The following is a 23796-nucleotide window of genomic DNA, read 5'->3' as shown; positions in this document are numbered from 1 at the left end:
TGCGGAAGGTATGACGTCAATGAGTGAAGAAACCGCCGACACCGCCGGCCCTGCACAGGACGAGAAGATCTACAGCAGTGAGTTCTACTCGGACATCGAGGAGGGAATTCTCCGCTCGGCACGAGTGATCGTGCCGATGGTCCACCGGATCGCCGCCCCGGAATCGGTGCTGGACCTCGGCTGCGGCACCGGCGCGTGGCTGGCGGAGTTCGCCCGGCACGGGGCCGGGCGGATCTCCGGATTCGACGGCCCATGGGTCGACGTGGAGCGCCTGCACATTCCGCGGGAGCGGTTCACCGCGCTGGACATCAGCGACCTGGGACAGCCCCCCGCATCACATGATCTCGCCGTCTGCCTGGAGGTCGCCGAGCACCTTCCGGACAGCAGTTCCGAGCAGCTCGTCGCCTATCTGACGGCCGCCGCCCCCACGATCCTCTTCTCCGCCGCCGTCCCCGGGCAGGGCGGTGTGGGGCATGTGAACGAGCAGTGGCTGGACTACTGGGCGGAGAAATTCACCAGGCGGGGATACCGGCTTCACGACGTCCTCCGCAGCCAGGTCTGGGACGACGAGGACGTAGAGCCCTGGTACGCCCAGAACATCGTGCTGTTCGCGGACGGCAGCGTGCCCGCTGGGCGCTTCGAGGAGTCCCCGGGAAGTGCGCTGCCGATGCGGGTCGTGCACCCCCGGGTGTTCCACAATTCCCTGGAGGCGTGGGCATGACATGCAAAGCGGGCGGGCCCGGTGCGCTGTCAGTCCTTTTCGAGCCCGGCCGTCCACTCCTGACGGCGCACCTCGTAGCAGCAGACGGCGACGGCGGTGGCCACATTGAGCGAGCCGACGCGGCCGAGCTGCGGAATGTAGGTCACCGTGTCACAGGCTTCCAGGCATTCGACCGACAGCCCGCGGTCCTCGTTTCCGACAGCGATGCACACGCTCCCGGAGAGGTCGACCTCGTGTGTCGGAAGGGCGTCGCTGGCGATTTCGAGTCCGACCAGCCGGTATCCGTCGGCCCGCACCTTCTCCACCGCCTCGTGGAGTTCGCTGAACGTCTGCACATCCAGATACCGGTCGGTCCCCATGGCCGTCTTCTGCGCCTTGGCATTGCGGGGTGAGGCGGAGGCGCCGACGAGATAGAGCTGTCCGACGCCCAGTGCGGCGGCGGTGCGCACGATCGCGCCGACATTGAAAGGGGACTGCACGGACTCGAGGAGCAGGGCCACCCGGGACGAGCTCCGTCGTCGCCAGGACCTGTGCAAACGCTTGAGATCTGTGCCTCTGAGCTGCTGCATTCACTTATCCGCTAGGAGAGGTTTGGTGATGGTGCACTTCAAGTACGCGGTATCCGCGCTCGGAGGCCAGCCGAGTCGTCGGAAAGCCCTGCGCGGTCAGCCACTTTGCCAACGAGTCCGAACCGAGGTGTTTCTGCACAACGAGATAGGCGGCGGCATCGGGCAACAGCCTGGGGAGCCAGTGCTTGAGCATGGAGTGCAGTTCCGCCTTGCCGACCCGGATCGGCGGATTGGAATAGATGGCGCCGAAACGCACGTCCTCCGGCACCTCATTCGGAAGGCACGCCCGTACATTGCCGAGCTTCGCGGCTTCCGCGTTCTCCCTGACCAGGCCGAGCGCCCGCTCGTTCACGTCCACGGCCCAGACGGGCAGTCGCTTGCGGCGGGACGCGAAGGTCAGCGCGATGGGGCCGTAGCCACAGCCGATGTCCAGAATGTCCCCGCGCACCTTGGGCGACGGCGCGTGGTCCAGCAGCACTTTCGTGCCGGCGTCGAGCTTGGAGTGGGAGAAGACGCCGCGGTCGGTGACGAGGTCCAGTTCGATATCGGGCAGCTTGACCTTCACCAGGCCGCGCTCCGACGTCACCCCGGGATCCGCCGAAAAGTAGTGCTGTCCCGGGCCGGCCATCCCGGTCACCCCTCTCCTGGTCCACGCAGCGATCGAGGTGAGCTGACCGCTGTCGACTGATTGTAACGCGCCGCATACCGCCCACAGACGTCGGCCTTCGCGCTCATAACCGATCGGAGTCCGGTTCGGCGCACCGGCCCCGGAATCCACCGCACCGAACGCAGAAGGCACCCAGATGACCCGCGCCATATGTACAGGAAACGAAGAATCACAAGGTCATGGAGGCACCGGTGACCGGTGACATCATCACGGGAGAAGGCCGCCGCCCCCTCTCCCGGGTTTCGACGGCGGCCCTGCGCACGGCAGGGGCGCTGCGCTCGCACGGCGTGCGACCGGGCGACCGGGTACTGCTCAGCACGGAGAACTCGGCCGCGCACGTCGTGGCACTGCTGGCGCTGATGCACCTGGACACCTCCATCGTCCTGGTGGACCGCCGTCGGACCGCGCCGCAGCAAGCCGCTATCGAGGACCACACCCGGGCGGGCTGGCTGCTGCACGATGCCGACGACACCCTGCGCTCCGCGTCTTCTAAGGGCCCTGTACCGTTTTGTATCGAGGAACTGTGCGACGCCTATCTGTGTGAGGGGGCACCGGCAGACGACATCGCGGGCGAATTGCAGCTGCTGGAATGGCGCAGCCGTCGTGACGCGATCATCTGCTGGTCCTCGGGCACGACGGGGGAGCCCAAGGGAATTGTGCGCACCGGGAATTCGGTGCTGCGCAATATCCAGAGCACCGCCCGCCGGATGGAATACCGCACGGACGACGTACTGCTGCCCCTGCTGCCGTTCTCCCACCAGTACGGGCTGTCCCTCGTGCTGTTGTGGTGGACGACGGGCTGTTCGCTGGTGATTCCACCGCACAGCCGCCTCGACCACGCCGTGCGGTTCGCCGTGGACGCCGGGGTCACGGTCGTCGACGCGGCCCCTTCCACGTACCACAGCCTGCTCAAGCTGACGGCGCGCAGGCCGGCGCTCGGCGCCGGACTGGAGAAGGTGCGGATGTTCTGCGTGGGTGGCGCCCCGCTCGGGGAGCGGCTGGCGCGGGAGTTCCGGGACCGCATGGGCCAGCCGCTGCTCGACGGCTACGGGAGCTCCGAGGCGGGCAACATCGCGCTCGCCACCGAGGCCGACCCGGTCGGCTGCGGAAAGCCACTGGACGGCGTGGACCTGCGGATACACACCGAGGACGACACGGAGGCGGAGCCCGGCGCGGCTGGCGAGATCTCCGTGCGCACGCCCGGCCTGATGAGCGGCTACCTCAGCGCGGAGGGCGCCCTGGTCCCCCTCGGCGACGACCGGTACCGCACCGGGGACCTGGGTTACCGCGACGTGGAGGGCAACGTCCATGTGATCGGGCGCAAGCGTGCCGTGCACCGGCTCGGCCATACCCTCTACCCCGAGGCGCTCGCCGCGGCCGCCGAGGCGTGCGGGCGCCCGGTGCGCGTCGTGCCCGTGGACGATGAACGCCTCGGCTGCCGGCTCGTGTTCGTCGTCGAGGACGAGGCCGGCGGGAACGCCCGGCACTGGCGGCGGTCGATGGCACCGCACCTGCCGTCCCACGGCCAGCCGAACGTCGTCCTTGTCGTTCCCGAACTCCCCTTGAACCGCAACGGGAAGACCGACGCCCGCCGCTTGAGACAGCTCGCCGAGAAGGCCGTCGACGGCCGCGGCGTCGGCGATGCCGCCGGTGCGCACTCCGCACCGGCGGATCAACCCGCACCGGTCTCCGCGGCACAGCAGGACCGGACAGGCCGGCAGGACCGCGAGGACCTCGGGGACCGCCACACGCAAGGCCGGGAGCACCGGCCGGGACTCTCATCCGCACGATCGCAGGGGCAACTCCGATGAATTCGACCGCCAGTTCCCGCACGACGCCCATCCCCATGCGGCTCGACGCCCTCGAGGCCGTGCGCAGACACGTCGCGAAGGACCCGGCGCCGCTGCTCAAGATTCTCACCGAGGTCTCCAACCACCAGGCCGCGGAGTCCGACGTCGCCTCCTTCCTCGCCACCCTCGAAGGGGCCGCGCGAGAGATCGAGACCTATCGGCCCGGCCGGGTCGGCAGGACCGCCGTCTTCATGCCGTCCAACGTCCTGCTCTACTCGTACGCGCTGTTCGTTCTGATACCCACGCTCTACTCCGAGGACGTCGTCTTCCGTCCGTCGAGCCAGGTCGCGGACCAGACCAGGCGTCTTCACGAGTACCTGGCGCCGGTGCACGGGCTTCCGGTCGCGCTGTCCGACCTGGGCCAGCGCGCATTCGTCGAAGGGCCCGCGAGCGACGCGGACGTCCTGGTCTTCACCGGCACCTACAAGAACGGTGAGAAGGTACGGGAGGGGCTGCGGCGCGACCAGCTGCTGGTGTTCTTCGGGCAGGGCATCAACCCGTTCATCGTCGCGCCGGGCGCCGATCCGCTGCTGGCCGCACAGGGCGCGGTCTCCATCCGGATGTACAACTCGGGGCAGGACTGCTACGGGCCGGATGTCTTCTTCGTACACGCCGACGAGCTGGAGGGATTCCTCAACAGCCTCAACGGCCGGCTCGACGCCCTGCGGTTCGGCGATAACACCGACCCGGCGGCCGAGTACGGGCCGATCTACTACGAGGCCGCGATGGAGATGGCCGTCGACCATCTGCGCCGGCATGCCAAATGGATCGTGCGCGGCGGCGAGGTGGACTTTCGGCGACGGCGTATCGCACCCACCGTGCTCGTGCGCCCGATGAGCGACAAGGGCTCGCTGCCCGAGATGTTCGCACCCATCTTCAACGTGATCCCGTACGACGACACCGAACAGCTGCACCGCCGCCTCTCCTCCCCGTTCTTCAACGAGCGCGCCATGGGCGCCATGGTCTACGGCGACGCGCCGGAGACCGTCGAACTCCTCTCCGAGCGGCACCACACCTGCGTGAACCGGACCCTGCTGGACGACGAGGACGGAAACCGGCCCTTCGGCGGCCGCGGCGTCATCGCGAACTACCTCGCCTACGGAAAGACGCGGATCGCCGAACCGCTGCTGGTCTCCCGTGTAGTGGCAGAGCACTTCCCGGCGGTACTCGCCCAGCGCGCGTCAGAGGAGGCCCGTTGACCGGGCGGCCACTTCTCCGAAGCCGTTGAAGGCATGACCCCATCACCCGCGGCCCTTCCGGGCCGGTTGAACACGTACGAAAGGACCCCATGAACGGGCCCAGGCAGCAGAGTTATCCGGGGTCGTGGCACGCGGTCGTCGACTTCCTCTCCGCATCCGGAGTCGACACCGTCTTCGGCCTTCCCGCAGACGACGTCCAACTGCTGCGGGCGCTGGACGCCTCCGGCTCCGACGTGAACATGGTGCTCTGCCGGGACCAACGCAACGCGCTCTTCATGGCAACGGGTCACGCTCTCGCCTCCGGACGGCCGGCGGTCTGCGTGGTCGGCAAGGGGCCCGCCGCCGCCAACGCCGTCACCGGCCTCCTGGAGGCGCAGTACTCGGCGGCCCCCGTGCTGCTGCTCGCCGCAGGGACACCGGCCGCACGCCGGGGCACCGCGGCGTTCCAGGAGGTCGACCAGATGGCACTGGTCGGTTCGCTGGTGCGGTGGGCCCACCGGGTGGACCACCCGGAGCGACTGGCGCCGGCCCTGGAGAAGGCGCTGGCCATAGCGACAGGCCCGGCCCCCGGCCCGGTCTATCTCGAACTCCCCGACGACCTCCTCGAAACCGAGATCATACGGCGGCGCCCCTGGGCCCGGCTCCCCCAGACGCTCCGCCATGTGGACCCCGCGCACGCGGGCGGCGACGCGCTCGAGGCGATCCGGCGGAGCCGCCGACCCATCCTGCTGGCGGGCGGCGGCATGCGGCACCGCAACACGGACCGGCTGGTGGAGCGCTTTGCCGAGCAGATCGGCGCCGCCGTCTTCTGTACCGCCTCGGGCCGTGGCGCCGTGGCCGAGGACCACCTGCTGTTCTGCGGCCTCTCCGGCCTCTACCGGCGTCCGGAGACCGCCGGGCTCTGGCGCGACACCGACCTGGTGATCGCCGTCGGGAGCAGGCTGGAGGAGACAGCCACCTACGGCTGGGACTCCCTGCCGCCTGACACACCGGTCGTCCAGGTCAACACGGCCGCGGCCGAGCTCTCCGCCGAGTTCGCGGGTCCGCGGGTGATCGGCGACGCCGCGGGCACGCTCGCCGCATGGTCCGGGCTGCTTCCCGGGGCCGGAGGGGACTGCGCCTGGCGCGGCGCGGTGTCGCAGGCGCGGCGGGAGACGACCGAGGCGGCGAACCGCGACCTGCGGCGCATGGCCGCATCGGACCGGCTGCACGTCGCGGAGGTGCTCTCCGCCCTCACCGCGGTGCTGCCGGCCGACCACGTGCTCGTGCAGGAGAACGGGCTCCAGGACATGTGGTCCTATTTCTTCCCTTACTACAGCACCGGCGCGCTCGGCGGTTCGGTCGTGCCCTCGGAGCAGACGAGCCTGGGCTTCGGCGCGGCGGCTGCCGCGGGCGTGAAACTCGCCGCCCCGCAACGGACGGTGGCCGCCTTCGTCGGCGACGGGGCGTTCGGGCTGTTCCGCAGCGACCTCGCCACGTCGGCGGACGCGGGCGCCGCGGTGCTCTACGTAGTCCTGCACAACGGCGGCTACGGCTGGCTCCAGTCCCAGCTCGACCACCTGGGGGGCGCCGCGCAGCGGTTCTCCTTCGTCCGTGACGAGCCGGGGGTTCCAGAGCCGGGCCACCTGCCCGGCGTGTATCAGCACGTGGTCTCCGGAAAAGGGGAGTTGGCATCCGCCCTTGCCACGGCGCTGAAGGAGTGCGCGGCCGGGAGGGTCTCCGTCGTGCACGTACCGGTGGGCCTCGACGACATCCCGCCCGGAATCAACGAGGTGTCGGACGCCCCCGTTCCGCAATGACGGCGACGCCGGGACCACCATGCAGACGACCGCGACGGAGAGGAAAGACGATGCTCCCTGAAGAGCTGAGGAAGGCGCGCCGCCGCGTCGTCATAACGGGCTGCGGCGCGATCACCCCGCTCGCCCTTACCGCGGAGGAGACCTGGGCGGCGCTTCTCGAAGGACGCAGCGGCATCCGTACGATCACGGGTTTCGACGCCTCCGACCTGCCCACCTCCATCGCGGGCGAGGTCCAGGGATTCGACCCCAGTGCCTATGTGCCGCGCCGGCTCAGCAGAAGGATGGACACGTACGCGCAGTACGCGGTCGGCGCCGCCGTACAGGCGCTGGAGTCGTCCGGACTGCGGCTGGACAACCGGACCTCGGAGCGTACGGGAGTCCTGGTCGGCAGCGGCTACGGTCCCGTGCACTCGAATCAGAGCATGGTGCACACCCTGCGGGACAAAGGACCGCGCTTCATCACTCCGTACTCCCAGGTGACCGGAGCAATGGACAGCGCATCAGGCGAGATCAGCATGCTCACCGGCGCCCGCGGCCCCTCCCGCGCACTGAGCACGGCCTGCGCATCCGGCACCGACGCCATCGGCGAAGCCGCCCAGTGGATCAGATACGGCCTCGTCGACGCGGCCATCACGGGCGGCGCCGAGGACTGCATCACCCGGGTCGACATCGCGGGGAGCGGAAACGCGGGGGCGCTGTCGGTACGGGTCGACGAGCCGCAGAGAGCGTCACGGCCGTTCGACACGGACCGGGACGGATTCGTGATGAGCGCGGGCGCGGGCATCGTCGTCCTCGAAGAGGCCGAGGCTGCGGTACGGCGCGGCGCCCCGATCCTCGCCGAACTCATCGGCTACGGCGCGAGCTCGGACGCGTACCACTGGACGGCGCCGCGGATGGGGGGCGAGGGAATGAAGCAGGCGATGCGCGCGGCAATCGACGACGCGGGCATCGAGCCGGAGGAGATCGGCTATGTCAACGCGCACGGCACGAGCACTCCGCTCAACGACGAAGTGGAGACGGCGGCGATCCGCGACGTCCTCGGGCCGCACGCCACCACGATTCCCGTCAGCTCCACCAAGTCGATGACGGGACACATGATCGGGGCAGCGGGGGCAGCGGAGCTCATCGCCTCCGTACAGGTCCTCGGTGCCGGCATGGTACCGCCCACGATCAACTGCGAGAACCCGCTGGACAAGACGATGAACTACGTCGCCCACGTCCCGCAGCGCAAGGACGTGGAAGTGGCGATGAGCAATTCATTCGGCTTCGGCGGCCATAACGCGGTGCTGCTGATCCGCCGCTGGCGGGGGTGAAGCGAAGGCGCGTGTGAGGGAGGCGAATGCCCAGGTCAGCAAGGACTGACCTGGGCTTTCCTCGAGCGGGCACGAGACGCTGTGGCCGCTCTTGAGGAAGCTGTGTCTCAGCCGATCACGGGACGTGCAGATCGAACGGGGTTCCTGGTCGGCTGGTCTTACGGGTGAGCGTGCATGCAGCAGGTCCAGCTCACCCCGTACTCCGCCGTCATCCTGGCGGAGATCATGGACGCGGCCGGAGTACCGGCGGGCGTGTTCAGCCTCGTCATCGGCCGCGGCTCGGTCTCCCTCGTCGACGAGGAGGGCGGCCCGCACCCGGTCGTGGGACCCGATCGGGAAAAGGGGGAACCGAAGCGTGGGGTCGGTCGTTGTCCGGTCGGGCAAAGGAATCGTCAAGTGGCGCGGCCCGCGCCGGATTGCGCAGGGGATTTCCATGGGTGTCAGCCTTTCCAAGGGCGGCAATGTCTCGCTCAGCAAGGAGGCCCCGGGCCTGACCGCGGTCGTCGTGGGCCTCGGCTGGGACGTACGCAGCACCACCGGGACCGACTTCGACCTGGACGCCAGCGCCCTGCTGGTGGACACGAACGGCAAGGTCCTGTCCGACCAGCACTTCGTGTTCTTCAACAACCTCAAGAGCCCCGACGCCTCCGTCGAGCACACCGGTGACAACCTCACCGGTGAGGGCGAGGGCGACGACGAGCAGATCAAGGTCAACCTGGCCGGCGTGGCCGCAGAGGTCGACAAGATCGTGTTCCCGGTCTCGATCCATGAGGGCGAGAGCCGCAGCCAGTCCTTCGGCCAGGTACGCAACGCGTTCATCCGCGTCGTCAACCAGGCCGACAACAACGAGCTCGCGCGTTACGACCTGAGCGAGGACGCCTCGACCGAGACCGCGATGGTCTTCGGCGAGCTGTACCGCAACGGCGCGGAGTGGAAGTTCCGCGCCGTCGGCCAGGGTTACGCCTCCGGCCTGCGCGGCATCGCGCAGGACTTCGGCGTCAACATCTGATCGGCCCCGGTCCGGCTTTCCGGTGTCCGGTCCGCGCATCGCGGACCGGACATCAGGGCCGGGATGTCAGGAATGCCTCGAGTCGGGGCCGTGCCCCCGGCATCACGACCGCCGCCTAGAGCTCCTTCGCCGGCCAGTCGAGCAGCCGCGCCCCTATCGCCGCTGTCTGCAGCGTGTAGCGGTGCTGAGGATCCGTGGGGTCGGAGCCGGTCAGCCGGTGGATCCGATCCAGCCGGTACGTCAGGGCGCGCACGCTCAGCCGCAGCGCCCGGGCCGCCTGCGCGGCGACACACCCCGCCTCGAAGTACGCGTGCAGTGTGTCCAGCAGCGGCTGCGCGCCGCCTCTCGCCTGCTGAAGCGGGCCGAGCGCACTGTGCACCAGGTCCGCCATGGCCTCCCTGTCGCGTGCCAGCACCGGGAAGACCAGCAGGTCCGCCGCGTGCAGGACCGGTTCGTCGAGGCCGATGCGGTCGGCGAGGTCGAGGGCGTTGAGGGCTTCCTCGTACGAGCGGACGACACCGCCCGCGCCCGGATGGGCGCGGCCTACGGCCGCGCGTCCGCCGTCCGTCGCAGCGTGTGCCTGCTTGGCGAAGTACCGAACGACCTCCTCCTGGTCGGCCGGAACCACGCAGATGAGCCGGCCGTCCTTGGTGGTCAGCAGGATCCGGCGGTCCCCGAAGCGGCTGAGCAGGGCCGCGTCCACGGAGCGCGTCACCGGATGCGTGTCGTCGTACGGTTCAGGGCCGGCGGCGACGGCGACGGCGTGCGCGTGGGCGAGCCGCAGCCCGAAGCGTTCGGCACGCTCAGCCAGTCGGCCCGGGTCGCTGCGTCCGTACAGCAGGTCGTCGATGAACTCCCGCCGTGCGGCTTCCTCCTTGCGCACCGCCAGCCGCTGCGCCCGCTCGTAGCCCCCCGCGAAGGCGTCGATGGCCTGCTCGACCGCTGCGAGCACGCGCTCCGGCGAATTGGTCCGCGGCCATGACGCCCTTGTGGCCGCCAAGTGCCGGATGACCAGGGCCCGTAGGCCGTGCCCGGACTCGGCGGCCTGCTCTCCGAGCGCCCGGCGGCCCTCCACCTCGTCGCGGGTCAGCCGGCGTCCTGTCCTGCCGACCTCGGCCAGGATCTCCGCGTACCCCGAGAGGTACTCCTCCGGAACCTCCTTGACTGTCATGCGCGTCCCCCCACCGATCCCCAAAACCATTCGGCACCGACTGCATCACGCGGCGGTCGTCCGGCACCAAGAACACGTAAAGACTGCCGGAATCCGGCAATGCCAGCAACTACTGAGCACTGCAACGATGGGGCTGCTCGGGAGCACGGGATGCTCCTGATGCTGTGACTCGGCAACGGGATACGGGGGTCGAACGGTGAACGAGTTCTTGTCGGCCGCCTTCTCGTTCCCCACCCTCCTGTTCAGCGCCGCGCTCGCCGTGGTCTTCGTCTTCTGGCTGCTCGTGCTTCTCGGCGTCGCGGAACACGGCACCTTCGACACCGACATCGAGCCGTCGGGCATTGGCGCCGCCGGCCTCGGCGGGGTGCCGGTCTCGGTTGCCGCGTCGCTGCTGATCACCTTCGCCTGGTTCACCAGCCTCACAGGATCGGTACTGCTGCGCGGGTCCTCCCTCGTCGGCGGCCCGTACGCCGCCCTCGCCTGCGCGGTGCTCGCCTGCGCGGTGCTCGTCGCCTGGTGGGTCACCCGACGCCTGGTGCGCATCCTGGTCAGGCTGTTCCCCGAGGAACGCGGGCCGTCCCGGCAGGACTTCGTCGGCATGACGTGCACCGTCCGCACCGGGCGGGTGGACGCGCGCTTCGGCCAGGCGGAGGTCGCGGCCCCGGACGGCTCCACCGCCGTCGTGCAGGTCAGAGCACTGGGCGCCGAGGATGAGGAGCCTCTCGCCGCCGGTTCCACGGGGCTGCTCTACGCGTACGACGAGACCGATGAGTTCTTCTGGGTCGCGCCCTTCCCTCAGTTCGGTGAACTGCCCGGCGCCGGCTCCTCGTCCGCTGCCTGACCTCTCGTCACCCGGCAGGTGGTGGCCGCGACCACGTTCGCGACCGCACCGCCTTCCCTGCTCGCCACTCGTACCTCACCTCTCATGCGAGGGATTCCTCATGGATGCCATCACTGTGGGCATCGGCGTGCTCATCGCCGTCGTACTGCTCATCGCCGTAGGTCTGCTGCTGATCGTCTCGAGACTGTTCCGCAAGGTCGAACAGGGCAAGGCCCTGATCGTCTCCAAGATGCGGAAGGTGGACGTCACCTTCACCGGGCAGGTCGTGCTGCCGGTCCTGCACAAGGCCGAGACCATGGACATCTCGGTGAAGGCCATCGACATCACGCGGACCGGCCGTGACGGCCTCATCTGCCGCGACAACATCCGCGCCGACATCCGGATCTCGTTCTTCGTCCGCGTCAACAAGACCGTAGAGGACGTCATCAAGGTCGCCCAGGCCATCGGGACCGCGCGGGCCAGTGACAAGGAGACGCTGCAGGACCTGTTCAACGCCAAGTTCTCCGAGGCGCTCAAGACCGTCGGCAAGCAGATGGACTTCACCGACCTCTACACCAAGCGCGACGAGCTCCGGGACCGGATCATCCAGCTCATCGGCACCGACCTCAACGGCTACAGCCTCGAGGACGCGGCGATCGACTACCTGGAGCAGACGCCGCTCTCCCAGCTCGACCCGTCCAACGTCCTCGACGCCCAAGGCATCCGGAAGATCACCGAGATGACGTCCGTCGAGCATGTGCGCACCAACGAGTTCCAGCGCACGGAGGAGAAGGAGATCACCCGGCAGAACGTCGACGCGCGAGAGGCGATTCTCGAGCTGGAGCGCCGGCAGGCCGACGCCGAGATCAAGCAGCGCCGCGAGATCGAGACGGTGCGCGCCCGTGAGGAGGCGGAGACCGCCCGGGTGATGGAGGAGGAGCGGCTGCGGGCCCAGAGCGCCTTCCTGCGGACGGAGGAGCAGCTCGGCGTGCAGCGTGAGAACCAGGCACGCGAGGTGGCCGTCGCGGAGAAGAACCGCGAGCGGGTGATCGCCATCGAGAACGAGCGCATCGAGAAGGACCGGCTGCTCGAGGTCATCGCGCGTGACCGTGAGACAGCGCTGACCAGGATCGCCGCCGACAAGGAGGTCGAGGCGGAGCGGCGGGAGATCGCCGAGGTCGTGCGTGAGCGGGTCGCGGTGGACCGTACGGTCGCCGAGCAGGAGGAGTCGATCAAGCGGCTGCGCGCGGTGGAGGAGGCCGAGCGCGAGCGGCAGGCGATCATCATCGCGGCCGAGGCCGAGGCCCAGGAGAAGCTGGTCAAGGACATCAAGGCGGCGGAGGCGGCCGAGCAGGCCGCGGTGCACCGGGCGGCGGAGGAGATCACGCTCGCGGAGGCCCGGGTCAAGTCCGCGGATCTCGACGCCCGGGCCAAGCTGCGGCTCGCCGAAGGCATTCAGGCGGAGGCCGCGGCGGCAGGTCTCGCGGCCGTCCAGGTCCGCGAGAAGGAGGCCGACGCGATCGAGAAGGCCGGCCGTGCCGAGGCCGGCGCCGAGCATGCCCGGCTGCTCGCGGAGGCGGAGGGCGTACGGGCGAAGGGCGCGGCGCACGCGGCGGCCATCGGCGACAAGCTGAAGGCGGAGGCGGCGGGCCTCACCGAGAAGGCCGCTGCGATGGCGGCCCTCGACGAGGCCTCGCGCGGACACGAGGAGTACAGGCTGCGCCTCGAAGCGGACAAGGACGTCCGGCTGGCGGGGCTGGAGGTCCAGCGGCAGGTCGCACAGGCCCAGGCGACAGTGCTGGCCACGGGGTTGGAGAACGCCGACATCAGCATCGTCGGCGGGGAGTCCGTCTTCTTCGACCGGCTCATGTCGTCGATCTCGCTCGGCAAGGGCGTGGACTCGTTCGTGCGGAACTCGGAGACGGCTCAGACGCTGGCGAAGCCGTGGCTGGACGGTACGTCGAGCTTCACCGACGATCTGACCTCGGTCCTGGGTTCGGTCTCCACCGGTGATGTGCAAAATCTGACGGTGTCGGCTCTGCTGATGCGGCTGATGAAGTCGGGCGGCGGCGCGCAGCTCCAGCCGCTGCTGGACATGGCCGACCGGCTCGGCCTCGCCGACACCCCGATCGGGGCGCTCCCGGACGGCCACGTACCGGCCGGCGCCACGACGCTCAACGGCTCGGCCCCGGCCGCCTGATACCGCCCGCACACGCACCGGTGCTGCCGGACGGGGGTCAGCAGCGCCGGGCGGGTGCGGGTCGGGTCCTGCCGTCCGGGGTGGCGTACGACGCCGCCGCGGACGGCCGGGACGCACACCTCTCGTGGCCGGACGGCATCCCCACCGGCTCCGGCCGGAGATCGCCCCAGTCGGGAAGGGGCCCGCCCAGAACGGCCCTCCGCTCCCGGCAGACGTACCTCGGGCCGCGTGCCCCGCGCAGGAAGCGAGCACAGCCACCATGACCACGCACACCGCCGAAGAGCCGCACGCCGGGAGCCCGGACTCCGGAACGTACGAGGTGCTGCGCGACCGGCTCGGCGCACAGGCCTCGGAGCTCGCCCGTCGGGCCGAGGAGCTCAACACCCGTCGTATCGAGACCTTCGGCTCGATGGAGCTGCGGCTCACCGGCACCGAGCACCTCCGTACGGAGAGCAACAGCGTGCCGCGTGACGTCGTCGCTGTCGGCGACCGTCTGCTGCTCGGCCACAACGTGTCTCCGGGGCTGCGGGCTCGCACGACGGTCGGGGACGTCTTCGCCGTCCATGACCGCGAGTTGAACCGGCTCGCGCTGGACGCCGTACCCGGCCTCCTCGACGACCCGGACTTCCGCGGCGAGTTCGAGGCGCTGCACCGCTACTACCAGGGCGCCCGTCTCCTCCGGCTGCGTCGCGTCGACGGCCGGCTGCTGGCCGTCTTCCGTACCGGCGACAAGGCCGACGACATCCGGGTGCTGCGCTGGGAGCTGACGCCGGACGGGGCCGCGCGTTTTCTCGACGCGCGGGGCGAGCGCGACCATGTGCTCCCGCCGTCCCACGACTTCGAGTGGACGGCCGCCACCCGCGACGACCATGTGCTCGGCCGCCATCCGCACGTGTCCGTCGGCGGTGACGTGTTCGTCTCGACCGTCGGGGGCTTGCTGACGGTGAAGACCGAGGACGACACGGAGACGGCCGAGGGCATCCACGCCGAGCCGGTCGTCGAACCGCTCCAGTCCCTCGGGGACGCCGAGATCGAGCACGCCCGCGTCGGTCCGCTCGTCCTGCTGCGCATCCGCCCGTACAAGGAGGAGGCGTACCGCCACCTCGTCCACAACACGGTCACGGGGACAGTGGTGCGGCTGGACGGCATAGGGCAGGCGTGCCGCAGGCTGCCCGAGGACCAGGGCATCGTCTTCCCCGGCGGCTACTACCTCACGGCGAGCGGCACCGCGCGAACCTTCGACATCGACGCCGGGCTGATCGGCGCGCTCGAGTTCGAGCGGACGGTACGGTCACCGAACGGCGAGGACGTGATGTTCGTCTTCCACGCCCGTGTGGAGGGCCGGAGCCTCCTGCTGCCGTACAACGTGATCCGCAAGTCCGTCGCCACCCCGCTGCTCTGCGAGGGCCACGCCCTCTTCGAGGACGGCACGCTGCTGGTGCTGCGCTCCGACGGGGAGGAGCCGGGCAGGGTCCACCCGGCGCAGCGCTGGCAGTCGCCGTTCCTCTCCGACACCTACGCCGCGGCCCGCCCCGCCGGGGAGGGTCCGCTGGCCGTCGTCGGCAACGCGGACCTGGTGCGCGGCATCTCCGACTGCCTGTCCCTGGCCGGGGCCGTCACAGAGACCCGGGACAGTCCCACCACCGGCGTCTACCAGGCGCTGTTCACCGCCTGCGCCCGTGCCATGGATGCGTACCACTGGCTGGCCGATCCCGAGCTTGGCGACCTCTGCAACCCGCTCGCAGGAATGCGGGCGACGGCCGAGCAGATCGTCGCCGAGTACGAGACCGTACGGGAACTGACGGCGCAGGCCGCCCGCGCGCTGGACGAGGCGGCCGCCCGGATCGCCGGACAGGTGCGCCGGCTGCGGGGCGGGACGCCGCGCGGCGCGGACGAATGGGTCGAAGGGCTGACCGGGCTGCGCCGCGCGCAGGGGGAGCTGATCACGCTCAAGGAGCTGCGGTACGCCGACACCGGCCGTATCGACGCTCTCGCCGCCGACACCGACGCCGACATCGCCTCCTTCGCGCAGCGGGCCGTGGCATTCCTCGGGCGCGAGGACGCCTTCTCGGGTCACCACCTCGAGATCGAGCGGCTGACGGCGGAGGCGGAGGCGATCCGGACCGTCGCGGAGGCCGCACCGGTCGGCGAGCGGCTCGACGCGCAGGCGGAAGGGCTGCGTACGGTCACCGAGGTGGTCGCCGGCCTTGACATCGGTGACGCGGTCGTCCGGACCTCGGTCCTGGAGCGGATCGCGGAGGTGCTCGGCGGTCTCAACCGGGCCCGGGCAACGCTCGACGGTCGCCGCAGGGACCTCCTCGCCCACGAGGGCAGGGCGGAGTTCACCGCGGAACTGGCCCTGCTGGGGCAGGCGGTGACCGGTGCGCTCGCCGTCGCCTCCGACCCGAAGGCATGCGACGAGCAGCTCGCCGCGCTGCTGCTGCGGCTGGAGAACCTGGAGTCGCGGTTCGCCGAGTCCGACGACTTCCTGGCGCAGCTGGGCGCGAAGCGGACCGAGGTGTACGAGGCGTTCGCGTCCCGGCGGCAGACCCTCCAGGACGCGCGTGCCCGCCGCGCCGAGCGGCTGGCCGGTTCGGCGGAACGGGTCCTTCAGACCGTCTCCCGGCGCCTCGCGTCCCTCGGCGACACCGACGGGATCAACACCTACTTCGCTTCCGACCCGATGGTCGCCAAACTCCGCCGTACCGCGGCCGAACTGCGTGAACTCGGCGACGGGGCGCGGGCGGAGGAACTCGAAGGGCAGTTGACGGCCGCGCGCCAGGAGGCGGCACGGTCCCTGCGCGACCGGACCGACCTGTACGCGGACGGCGGCTCCGCGATCCGGCTCGGCCGTCACCGGTTCGCGGTGAACACCCAGCCGTTCGAGCTGACGCTCGTGCCGCAGGGCGACGGTCTCGCGTTCGCACTCACCGGCACGGACTACCGCTCACCGGTCACCGACGCGGCAGCTCCCGGCTTCGCGGACACCCGCCCGTACTGGGAGCAGACGCTGCCCTCGGAGAACGCGTCGGTGTACCGCGCCGAGCACCTGGCCGCCCGGCTGCTCGACGAGCACGGCGCCGCGGCCCTGACCGGCGTCGAACTCGCGGGCCTCGTAAGGAAGGCGGCCGATGCCTCCTACGACGAGGGCTACGAGCGCGGTGTGCACGACCACGACGCGGCCCTGATCCTCGCCGCGCTCCTGCGGCTGCACGAGCGGGCCGGGCTGCTTCGCCACCCACCGGAAGCGCGGGCAACGGCGCAGCTGTTCTGGGCGCACGGAACCGACGAGGCCCGGCGCATCGCGTGGAAGCGGCGGGCGGTGTCGCTGGCGCGGGCCCGGGAGACGTTCGGTCTGGCGCCGGCGATCGGCGCGTTCAGGGAGGAGATGGCACAGGAGATGGGGGACACGCTCTCCGCGGAGTACCTCTTCGAGGAGCTGACGTGCGGCCCTGACGGGTTCGTGACGAGCACTTCCGCGCGCACGCTGCTGGAGAAGTTCCGCCGCACGGTGGGCACTTCCGCCTACGAGGAGGACCTCGCGGCCCTCGGCGACGACCTCCCGGCCCGGCGGCAGGTCGTCGAGAACTGGCTGGGCGCCTACACCGAAGCGACCGGCACCGGCACCACCGACCTCGCGGAGGCCGTCGCGGTAGAGCTCTGCCCCGGCCTCGCCCGGTACGAGTGCGCGGCGCAGCTGACCGAGCACGTCGAGGGACTGCTCGGCAGCCACCCGCGTGTCCAGCGCCGGTCGATGACCGTACGGATCGACGAACTGCTCCCTCGCGCACGGCATTTCCGCGAGCAGGTGACCTCCGGGTTCCGCGCGTACCAGCGGCGCAGGACCGCCCTGGCGGCCGCCGAGCGGGACATGCTGCGACTGGAGGAGCACCGGCCGCGGGTGATGCCGGCGTTCGTGCGCAACCGTCTCATCGACGATGTCTACCTGCCGCTGATCGGCGACAACCTCGCCAAGCAGCTCGGCACGGCCGACGAGTCCCGGCGCACAGACAGCAACGGACTGCTCCTGCTGGTCTCCCCGCCCGGCTACGGCAAGACGACACTCATGGAGTACGTCGCCGACCGGCTCGGTCTGCTCCTGGTCAAGGTCAACGGCCCCGCGCTGGGCCATGCGGTGACGTCGCTGGATCCCGAGGAGGCGCCGAACGCGACAGCCCGCCAGGAGGTCCAGAAGATCAATTTCGCCCTGGAGGCGGGCAGCAACGTTCTGCTGTACCTGGACGACATCCAGCACACCTCGCCCGAGCTGCTGCAGAAGTTCATCTCCCTGTGTGACGCGCAGCGCCGCATGGAGGGCGTGTGGCGGAGCGCGACCCGCACCTACGACCTGCGCGGGAAGCGCTTCGCGGTGTGCATGGCGGGCAATCCGTACACCGAGTCGGGGCAGCGGTTCCGGATCCCGGACATGCTCGCGAACCGTGCCGACGTGTGGAACCTGGGTGACGTGCTGACGGGCAAGGAGAACGTGTTCGCGCTGAGCTTCGTCGAGAACGCGCTCACCTCCCACCCGCTGCTGGCTCCCCTGGCGGGCCGCGACCGGACCGAACTGGAGCTGCTGGTGCGCCTCGCGTCCGAGGACGCGGCCGTGCGGGCCGACATGCTCGGCCACTCCTACGCACCGGCCGAGCTGGAACAGATCCTGGCGGTCCTGCGGCATCTGCTGACCGCCCGGCGCACGGTCCTCGCCGTGAACTCCGCGTACATCGCCTCCGCGGCAAGCAGTGACGAGACCCGCTCGGAACCGCCGTTCCGGCTCCAGGGCTCCTACCGCAACATGAACAAGATCGTGGAGCGGATCAGCCCGGTGATGAACGACGCGGAGGTGGCCGCCGTGATCGAGGACCACTACACGGGCGAGGCCCAGACGCTGACGTCGGGCGCGGAGGCGGCCCTGCTCAAGCTGGCGGAGCTGCGGGGGACGCTGACCAGGGAACAGGAGGCGCGCTGGGAGGAGATCAGGACGCGGTACGTGCGCGCGCAGGCCCTCGGCGGACCGGACGGCGACCCGCTGACACGGGCCGTCGCCGCTCTCGGGCTGCTCGCCGACCGGGTGGCGGCGGTCGAGTCCGCGATCACGCGGGCCGCTGACCCGCGCCACCTCCCGGCAGGGCCGCGGGGACGCCACGCGGCCTTCCCGACGGACCCGCCTGTGCCCTCGGGGCTTTCAGAGCCGACGGGGCCGCCGCCCTCCGACGGTGGCGGGTCGTCGGGGCCGCCGGGGCCACCGCCGTCCGGCGGGGGGCCTGTGGCAGTCCGGTGACCGGCTGCTGCGCCATGCGTCGCCGCGGCCTTGACGGGGACCTTGGCGGCGGGAGTCGGCCGCTGCCGAGGTCGCTCCGGCGGCCGGGAAGCAGGCTGCGGGCGAAGTTGTCCACAGGCTGCGGAGGACGCGGGCGAAATCCGCTTTCATTGAGGGCATGAGCGACGCACCCACCACGCCCGACATGCCCGTCAGCCCTCCCGTGCCCGACTGGGAGAAGCGGTTCCGGGCACCGCGCGTCTCGCTGCCCGCCTGGGCAGAGGACGCACCGGACCGTTCCCTCTTCGTCTCGAACGCGACGGGGACGTACGAGCTGTACGCCTGGGACCGGTCCACGGGCGAGCAGCGCCAGGTCACCGACCGTCCGAACGGTACGACGGACGGCATACTCACCCCGGACGGCGAGGCCGTGTGGTGGTTCTCCGACACCGACGGCGACGAGTTCGGCATTTGGATGCGGCAGCCTTTCCACGGCGGGGACGACGTGCCCGCCGCGCCCGGCCTGGAGCCCTCCTACCCGGCGGGTCTCGCCATCGGCCGGGACGGCACCACCGCCGTCGTCGGCCGCTCCACCGACGAGGACGGCACGACGATCCATGTCGTGCGGGAGGGGGCCACGCCCGTCGAGATCTACAAGCACCGTGAGTCGGCGGGGGTGGGCGACCTCTCGCACGACGGCTCGCTGCTCGCGATCGAGCACACCGAACACGGCGACGCCATGCACTCCGCATTGCGCGTGACCCGCCTCGACGGCAGCACGGTCGCCGAGCTGGACGACACCCGCGGCGGCACGGTGGAGCTGGGCCTCGAGGTCCTCGGCTTCGCGCCGGTCGACGGCGACACCAGGCTGCTCGTCGGGCACCAGCGGCGCGGCCGGTGGGAGCCCATGATCTGGGACATCGCCTCCGGCGAGGAGACAGAGCTCGGCATCGAGCTGCCGGGCGATGTGAACGCCGAGTGGTATCCGGACGGTTCCGCGCTGCTGATCGCGCACAGCTTCGAGGCCCGCGGCGAGCTGTGGCGCTACGACCTGGCGACCCGCGCGCTGACGCAGATCGAGACCCCGGCCGGATCGGTCTCGGGCGCGACGGCCAGGCCGGACCGCACGGTGGAGTATCTGTGGTCGTCGGCGGCCCAGCCGCCGAGTGTCCGCTCGGCCGGCGGCGGCGTTGTCCTCGACCCGCCCGGTATGAAGGCGCCCGCTTCGGTGCCGGTCGAGGACGTCTGGGTCGAGGGCCCCGGCGGCCGTATCCACGCCCTGGTGCAGAAGCCGGCCGGTACGGAGGGGCCGCTGCCCACGGTCTTCGAGATCCACGGCGGCCCGGCCTGGCACGACAGCGACGCCTTCGCGGCGGGCCCCGCCGCCTGGATCGACCACGGCTACGCGGTCGTCCGTGTGAACTACCGCGGCTCCACGGGCTACGGCCGCGAGTGGACGGACGCGCTGAAGCACCGCGTCGGACTGATCGAGCTCGAAGACATCACGGCGGTCCGTGAGTGGGCGGTCGGCTCGGGCCTCGCCGATCCGGCCAAGCTCGTCCTGGCGGGCGGCTCGTGGGGCGGCTATCTCACCCTGCTGGGCCTTGGTACCCAGCCGGAGGCGTGGGCGGTCGGCCTGGCGGCGGTCCCGGTGGCCGACTTCGTCACCTCGTACCACGACGAGATGGAGAACCTGAAGGCGCTGGACCGCACTCTGTTCGGCGGCAGCCCGGAAGAGGTGCCGGAGCGTTACAAGGCCTCGTCACCGCTGACGTATGTGGACGCGGTCCGGGCCCCGGTCTACATCTCGGCCGGTGTCAACGACCCGCGGTGCCCGATACGGCAGATCGACAACTACGTCGACAGGCTGGCGGCCCGCGGCGCGGTCCACGAGGTGTACCGGTACGACGCGGGGCACGGCTCGCTCGTGGTGGAGGAGCGGATCAAGCAGGTGCGGCTGGAGATCGACTTCGCGGAGAGGCATCTTGAGGGGGCGGCGACGCAGCGGTGACCTGACGCGACAGGCCGGCCCATCGGCGGCGCCGGCCCGTCGGACCGGCCTGTCGACGGCCCCGGCACCGGGAACGGCCGAGGTGTTCCGTACCGTGGAGGGGTGTACCGATTCCTGCTGACGCCCCGCTGGTGGGGGATCAACGTCTTCGTCCTGCTGGCGATCCCGTTCTGCATCTTCATGGGCTCGTGGCAGCTGGGCAGGTTCGAGGACCGCGTCGACTCTCACCGTGAGGCGGAGCGGAAGCCGGGCGCGGACCAGAAGGCAGCGCCGCTGGACGAGCTACTGCCCGTCGACAAGGAGACATCGGGCCGACTGGCCACGGCGTCGGGCCGGTACGGCGAGCAGTTCCTCGTCCCCGGGCGTGAACTCGACGGCAGGCGCGGCTCGTACGTGCTGACGCTGCTGGAGACGGACAACGGCAGGATGCTGCCCGTGGTCCGCGGCTGGATGCCCGAGGGCGGCCGGGCCCCGGCCGCTCCGGCGGGCGAGGTCACGGTCACGGGAGCGCTTCAGGCCTCCGAGTCGACGGGCAGCGACGGGGTGCACACGGCCGGCGGTCTGCCGGCCGGACAGCTGGGCATGATCAGCGCGGCGTCACTGGTGAACCTGGTGCCGGACGACGTGTACGACGCGTGGGTCACGCTGTCGAGGCCGGACAGCGGCCTGACGGCCGTGCCGGCGTCAGCGCCGGAGAACAGCGGCCTCGACCTCAAGGCCTTCCAGAACCTGGGCTACACGGGCGAGTGGTTCGTCTTCGCCGGCTTCGTGCTCTTCATGTGGTTCCGCCTGGTCCGCCGCGAGGCGGAGGCGGCGCGGGACCGGGCGCTCGGCCTGGAGCCCGAGACCGCCGCCTGACGATCCGGCCTGCCGCATGGTCCCGGCCGGGAGGCTCGGGCCCTGATCCCGGCGGGTGCCGGCAACCGGCGCTGCCCGGCCCGACGACGTACTGCTGCCGGCCCTGCCCACCGCCCGGCCCAACGGCCCTGCTCGCGACCCCCTGCCCGCGACCCCGGCAGAGCGGTTCCCGGCCACCGGCGCTGACCTGCGCCCCGGCGGACCTGCGCACCGACGCCCATGGGCCCGACTCACCGGCGCGGCCCCGCCCTGACCTGCCTGTCCGCCTGCCCGGCGGACACCGGCGGCCGCCACCCCGCCCTGCCCGGCGGACCTGGGAAGCGGCCATCTCCCCGGCGGGCCCTGGAGGCGCCGCCGACTGCCCGGCGACGCGGCCCGGCCGTCAGTCCCCGGGGGCCTGCGGCAAGGACGTCACTGGCCCGTCAGCACACCCGTGTGGTAGATCGTTCCGGCGCACGCGTTCGGGACGAGCGACTGTCCGTACACGCCGCCGCCCAGCGCCGAGTAGGTGACCGTCACGCTGCCCTCCTTGACGCCGTCCTCCGTCATGAGCTGCGGCTCAGCCGCGCTCCCGCCGGTATCGCCGGTGCCACCGCCCTGGCCCCCGCCGCCCCCTGAGGCGTCACCTTCGGTGGGCGAGGGGTCGGGCGAGGGTTCCGTGGTCGGGCAGGTGTCGGAGGGGACCCAGGCGAACTTCATCGCGAACGATGCGGACGCCATCGCGACCGCCACGTCCGTGTCCGAAGGCGACGGGTCGGGCAGACCGCCCGCCGCGTCGCCCGCGACGTGCCGCACCACGCTGATCCGCGCCTGGTCGGCCGCGCCGGACGTGTGGAAGCCGATCGTGGATCGACCGATGATGCAGTCGGTGGTCGAGACATTGGTGACACGGAAGGTGCCGTACACCTTGCCCTCGCCGTCCGGTGCGCCCGTCTCCGTGGAGACGCTCAGCTGCCCGGCCTCGCAGGTCTGCACCTCGCCCACGGCGGGCGGCTGGACCGCGCCGGAGCCGCCGTCCCCACCGCCGCTGGGCTGCGCGGCCGGCGGGTTCCCTCCGGTGCTGGGGCCCGGCGGCACCGCCGGCCCGGCGCCCTGCGTGGGCCCCTTGGTGCCGTTGTCGCCGCCGGTGACGCCCGGGGAGTTGCCCGTGCCGCCCTGGGCCTGTTCGCCGTGCCCGGCGTTGACCGGGTTCGCGCTGCCGCTGCCGTTCGAGTTCGCCACGTGCACGAACGCGGGGACGGCGGTGCCGATCAGCAGTGCCGCGGCGGCCGCTCCGACGAGTGCCTGCCTCTTGCGGGCCCGCCGCGCCGGTACCGCCCTGCGCAGGTGGTCCAGCGCGCCGGCGGAAGGCTGGATGTCCTCGACGACACCGTGCAGCAGCCGCCGCAGCGCGTCCTCGTCGGTCCCGATCTCCGTGCCGAGGTCATTGGTCGGCCCGTTGTTCACAATCTCGTTCCCAGTCCGGTCGTCAGACGGCCCGTCCGGCCCGTAATGCCCAGCGCTCTGATCGCGCTCGCGTTCCTGCTCGCGTTCTTGCTCGTGCTCGCGTTCTTGCCCGCTCATTTGGTGGCCTCCATGGCGACGCGCAGCGCCGCGATACCCCGTGAGCCGTACGCCTTCACCGAGCCGAGTGAGACTCCGAGGGTCTCGGCGACCTGTGCCTCGGTCATGTCGGCGAAGTACCGCAGCACCAGCACCTCGCGCTGACGCCGCTGAAGCCCGCGCATCGCCTTGATGAGCGCGTCCCGCTCCAGCCGGTCGTACGCGCCTTCCTCGGCGCTCGCCATGTCGGGCATGGGCTTCGAGAGCAGCTTGAGGCCGAGGATGCGCCTGCGGAGCGCGGAACGCGAAAGGTTGACCACGGTCTGCCGCAGGTAGGCGAGCGTCTTCTCCGGGTCACGCACGCGTTTGCGCGCCGAGTGGACCCGGATGAAGGCCTCCTGGACGACGTCCTCGCAGGAGGCCGTGTCGTCGAGGAGCAGCGCGGCGAGACCCAGCAGCGACCGGTAGTGGGCGCGGTAGGTCTCGGTGAGGTGGTCGACGGTGGTGCCTGTGGCCATGGCGTCGTCAGCGCCCTGCCGCTGGGACGGGACGCGTGACGTCCGCGAAGCGGGCATGGGAGCGATCACCGGCATGCCGCCGGCCGGGCGGGGCCGGCGGAGCGGACGCACTGCTGCGCCTCGTACCGGGACCCTTGCGATGTCGAGAACCTCTGCCACGCCAGTTGGACACGCTTCCCCCCGCCAGGGTTGTACGCGTACGCCACCGCTTTTGACGGTGGACCAAATGTCCGCATGCGCACCGCTCTTCCCCAATGCCCAATTTTATTGCAGCACCGTGCCGAGGTGC

The 23796-nt window shown here is 70.8% G+C and carries 16 protein-coding genes and 1 pseudogene; 12 read left to right on the top strand and 5 right to left on the bottom strand.

What is annotated here, in order from left to right; translation table 11 throughout:
- The first annotated feature begins 19 nt into the window (after positions 1–19).
- Positions 20–721 carry a class I SAM-dependent methyltransferase gene (locus tag MDN94_RS09000; RefSeq protein WP_482725351.1) on the top strand — a complete coding sequence of 234 codons (702 nt, stop codon included), beginning with the start codon at positions 20–22 and terminating at the stop codon, positions 719–721.
- Positions 722–750: 29 nt separating this feature from the next.
- Here the strand turns inward: MDN94_RS09000 and MDN94_RS08995 are convergent, their stop codons facing one another.
- Entirely contained in the window at positions 751–1221 is a 471-nt protein-coding gene (locus tag MDN94_RS08995; protein WP_482725350.1) for a TrmH family RNA methyltransferase, read from the bottom strand.
- A gap of 73 nt (positions 1222–1294) precedes the next feature.
- A complete protein-coding gene (locus tag MDN94_RS08990) occupies positions 1295–2107 on the bottom strand; it encodes a class I SAM-dependent methyltransferase (RefSeq protein ID WP_482725349.1) in 813 nt (270 codons plus the stop codon).
- Between the two features lie 41 nt (positions 2108–2148).
- Between MDN94_RS08990 and MDN94_RS08985 the strand changes: the two genes are divergently transcribed.
- The 6 genes and pseudogenes from MDN94_RS08985 (at position 2149) to MDN94_RS08960 (ending at position 9127) form a co-directional block, all read left to right on the top strand.
- Positions 2149–3768 carry a class I adenylate-forming enzyme family protein gene (locus MDN94_RS08985; RefSeq protein WP_482725348.1) on the top strand — a complete coding sequence of 540 codons (1620 nt, stop codon included), beginning with the start codon at positions 2149–2151 and terminating at the stop codon, positions 3766–3768.
- Positions 3765–5006 carry an aldehyde dehydrogenase family protein gene (locus tag MDN94_RS08980; protein WP_482725347.1) on the top strand — a complete coding sequence of 414 codons (1242 nt, stop codon included), beginning with the start codon at positions 3765–3767 and terminating at the stop codon, positions 5004–5006. Before MDN94_RS08985 ends, MDN94_RS08980 begins: the two co-directional genes overlap by 4 nt.
- A gap of 89 nt (positions 5007–5095) precedes the next feature.
- Positions 5096–6805: a thiamine pyrophosphate-binding protein gene (locus MDN94_RS08975; RefSeq protein WP_482725346.1), complete on the top strand. Its 1710-nt coding sequence runs from the start codon at positions 5096–5098 to the stop codon at positions 6803–6805.
- 50 nt (positions 6806–6855) lie between these two features.
- Entirely contained in the window at positions 6856–8118 is a 1263-nt protein-coding gene (gene fabF, locus MDN94_RS08970) for a beta-ketoacyl-ACP synthase II (RefSeq protein WP_482725345.1), read from the top strand.
- A gap of 174 nt (positions 8119–8292) precedes the next feature.
- Positions 8293–8388, top strand: a pseudogene (locus tag MDN94_RS08965) (hypothetical protein); the annotation flags it as partial.
- A 163-nt stretch (positions 8389–8551) separates the two neighbouring features.
- Positions 8552–9127, top strand: a complete 576-nt coding sequence (locus MDN94_RS08960; protein WP_441263535.1) for a TerD family protein — start codon at positions 8552–8554, stop codon at positions 9125–9127.
- 115 nt (positions 9128–9242) lie between these two features.
- Here MDN94_RS08960 and MDN94_RS08955 read toward each other — a convergent pair whose 3' ends face one another.
- The gene (locus MDN94_RS08955; RefSeq protein ID WP_482725344.1) at positions 9243–10298 is read right to left on the bottom strand and encodes a PucR family transcriptional regulator; all 1056 of its coding nucleotides are present in this window, start codon (positions 10296–10298) and stop codon (positions 9243–9245) included.
- Positions 10299–10494: 196 nt separating this feature from the next.
- Here MDN94_RS08955 and MDN94_RS08950 point away from each other — a divergent pair, with 196 nt between their 5' ends.
- The 5 genes from MDN94_RS08950 (at position 10495) to MDN94_RS08930 (ending at position 21447) form a co-directional block, all read left to right on the top strand.
- Positions 10495–11139, top strand: a complete 645-nt coding sequence (locus MDN94_RS08950) for a hypothetical protein (RefSeq protein ID WP_482725343.1) — start codon at positions 10495–10497, stop codon at positions 11137–11139.
- 100 nt (positions 11140–11239) lie between these two features.
- Positions 11240–13318: a flotillin family protein gene (locus MDN94_RS08945; protein WP_482725342.1), complete on the top strand. Its 2079-nt coding sequence runs from the start codon at positions 11240–11242 to the stop codon at positions 13316–13318.
- A gap of 259 nt (positions 13319–13577) precedes the next feature.
- Positions 13578–18599, top strand: a complete 5022-nt coding sequence (locus tag MDN94_RS08940; RefSeq protein WP_482725341.1) for a DNA repair ATPase — start codon at positions 13578–13580, stop codon at positions 18597–18599.
- Positions 18600–18756: 157 nt separating this feature from the next.
- Positions 18757–20589 (top strand): S9 family peptidase, encoded by a 1833-nt coding sequence (locus MDN94_RS08935; RefSeq protein WP_482725340.1) that lies wholly within the window; start codon positions 18757–18759, stop codon positions 20587–20589.
- A 102-nt stretch (positions 20590–20691) separates the two neighbouring features.
- Complete coding sequence (locus MDN94_RS08930; RefSeq protein ID WP_482725339.1) at positions 20692–21447, top strand: SURF1 family protein; 756 nt, start codon at positions 20692–20694, stop codon at positions 21445–21447.
- Positions 21448–21858: 411 nt separating this feature from the next.
- On the opposite strand, the gene MDN94_RS08925 is transcribed toward MDN94_RS08930, so the two are convergent.
- Together MDN94_RS08925 and MDN94_RS08920 are read right to left on the bottom strand one after the other, a co-directional pair.
- Complete coding sequence (locus tag MDN94_RS08925) at positions 21859–23010, bottom strand: hypothetical protein (protein ID WP_482725338.1); 1152 nt, start codon at positions 23008–23010, stop codon at positions 21859–21861.
- Positions 23007–23666: a SigE family RNA polymerase sigma factor gene (locus MDN94_RS08920; RefSeq protein WP_482725337.1), complete on the bottom strand. Its 660-nt coding sequence runs from the start codon at positions 23664–23666 to the stop codon at positions 23007–23009. Before MDN94_RS08920 ends, MDN94_RS08925 begins: the two co-directional genes overlap by 4 nt.
- Between the last annotated feature and the right edge of the window lie 130 nt (positions 23667–23796).

Source organism: Streptomyces sp. WAC00040, from assembly GCF_056835925.1.
This window is presented reverse-complemented; position numbering and strand designations above follow the sequence as displayed.

Excerpts from the sequence above, each read along its gene's own strand:
- MDN94_RS08980 (WP_482725347.1), top strand. The coding sequence starts at position 3,765 with ATGAATTCGACCGCCAGTTCCCGCACGACGCCCATCCCCATGCGGCTC.
- MDN94_RS08960 (WP_441263535.1), top strand. The coding sequence starts at position 8,552 with ATGGGTGTCAGCCTTTCCAAGGGCGGCAATGTCTCGCTCAGCAAGGAG.
- MDN94_RS08945 (WP_482725342.1), top strand. The coding sequence starts at position 11,240 with ATGGATGCCATCACTGTGGGCATCGGCGTGCTCATCGCCGTCGTACTG.
- MDN94_RS08955 (WP_482725344.1), bottom strand. The coding sequence starts at position 10,298 with ATGACAGTCAAGGAGGTTCCGGAGGAGTACCTCTCGGGGTACGCGGAG.
- MDN94_RS08940 (WP_482725341.1), top strand. The coding sequence starts at position 13,578 with ATGACCACGCACACCGCCGAAGAGCCGCACGCCGGGAGCCCGGACTCC.
- MDN94_RS08990 (WP_482725349.1), bottom strand. The coding sequence starts at position 2,107 with ATGGCGCGGGTCATCTGGGTGCCTTCTGCGTTCGGTGCGGTGGATTCC.
- MDN94_RS08935 (WP_482725340.1), top strand. The coding sequence starts at position 18,757 with ATGAGCGACGCACCCACCACGCCCGACATGCCCGTCAGCCCTCCCGTG.
- MDN94_RS09000 (WP_482725351.1), top strand. The coding sequence starts at position 20 with ATGAGTGAAGAAACCGCCGACACCGCCGGCCCTGCACAGGACGAGAAG.
- MDN94_RS08975 (WP_482725346.1), top strand. The coding sequence starts at position 5,096 with ATGAACGGGCCCAGGCAGCAGAGTTATCCGGGGTCGTGGCACGCGGTC.
- fabF (WP_482725345.1), top strand. The coding sequence starts at position 6,856 with ATGCTCCCTGAAGAGCTGAGGAAGGCGCGCCGCCGCGTCGTCATAACG.
- MDN94_RS08925 (WP_482725338.1), bottom strand. The coding sequence starts at position 23,010 with ATGAGCGGGCAAGAACGCGAGCACGAGCAAGAACGCGAGCAGGAACGC.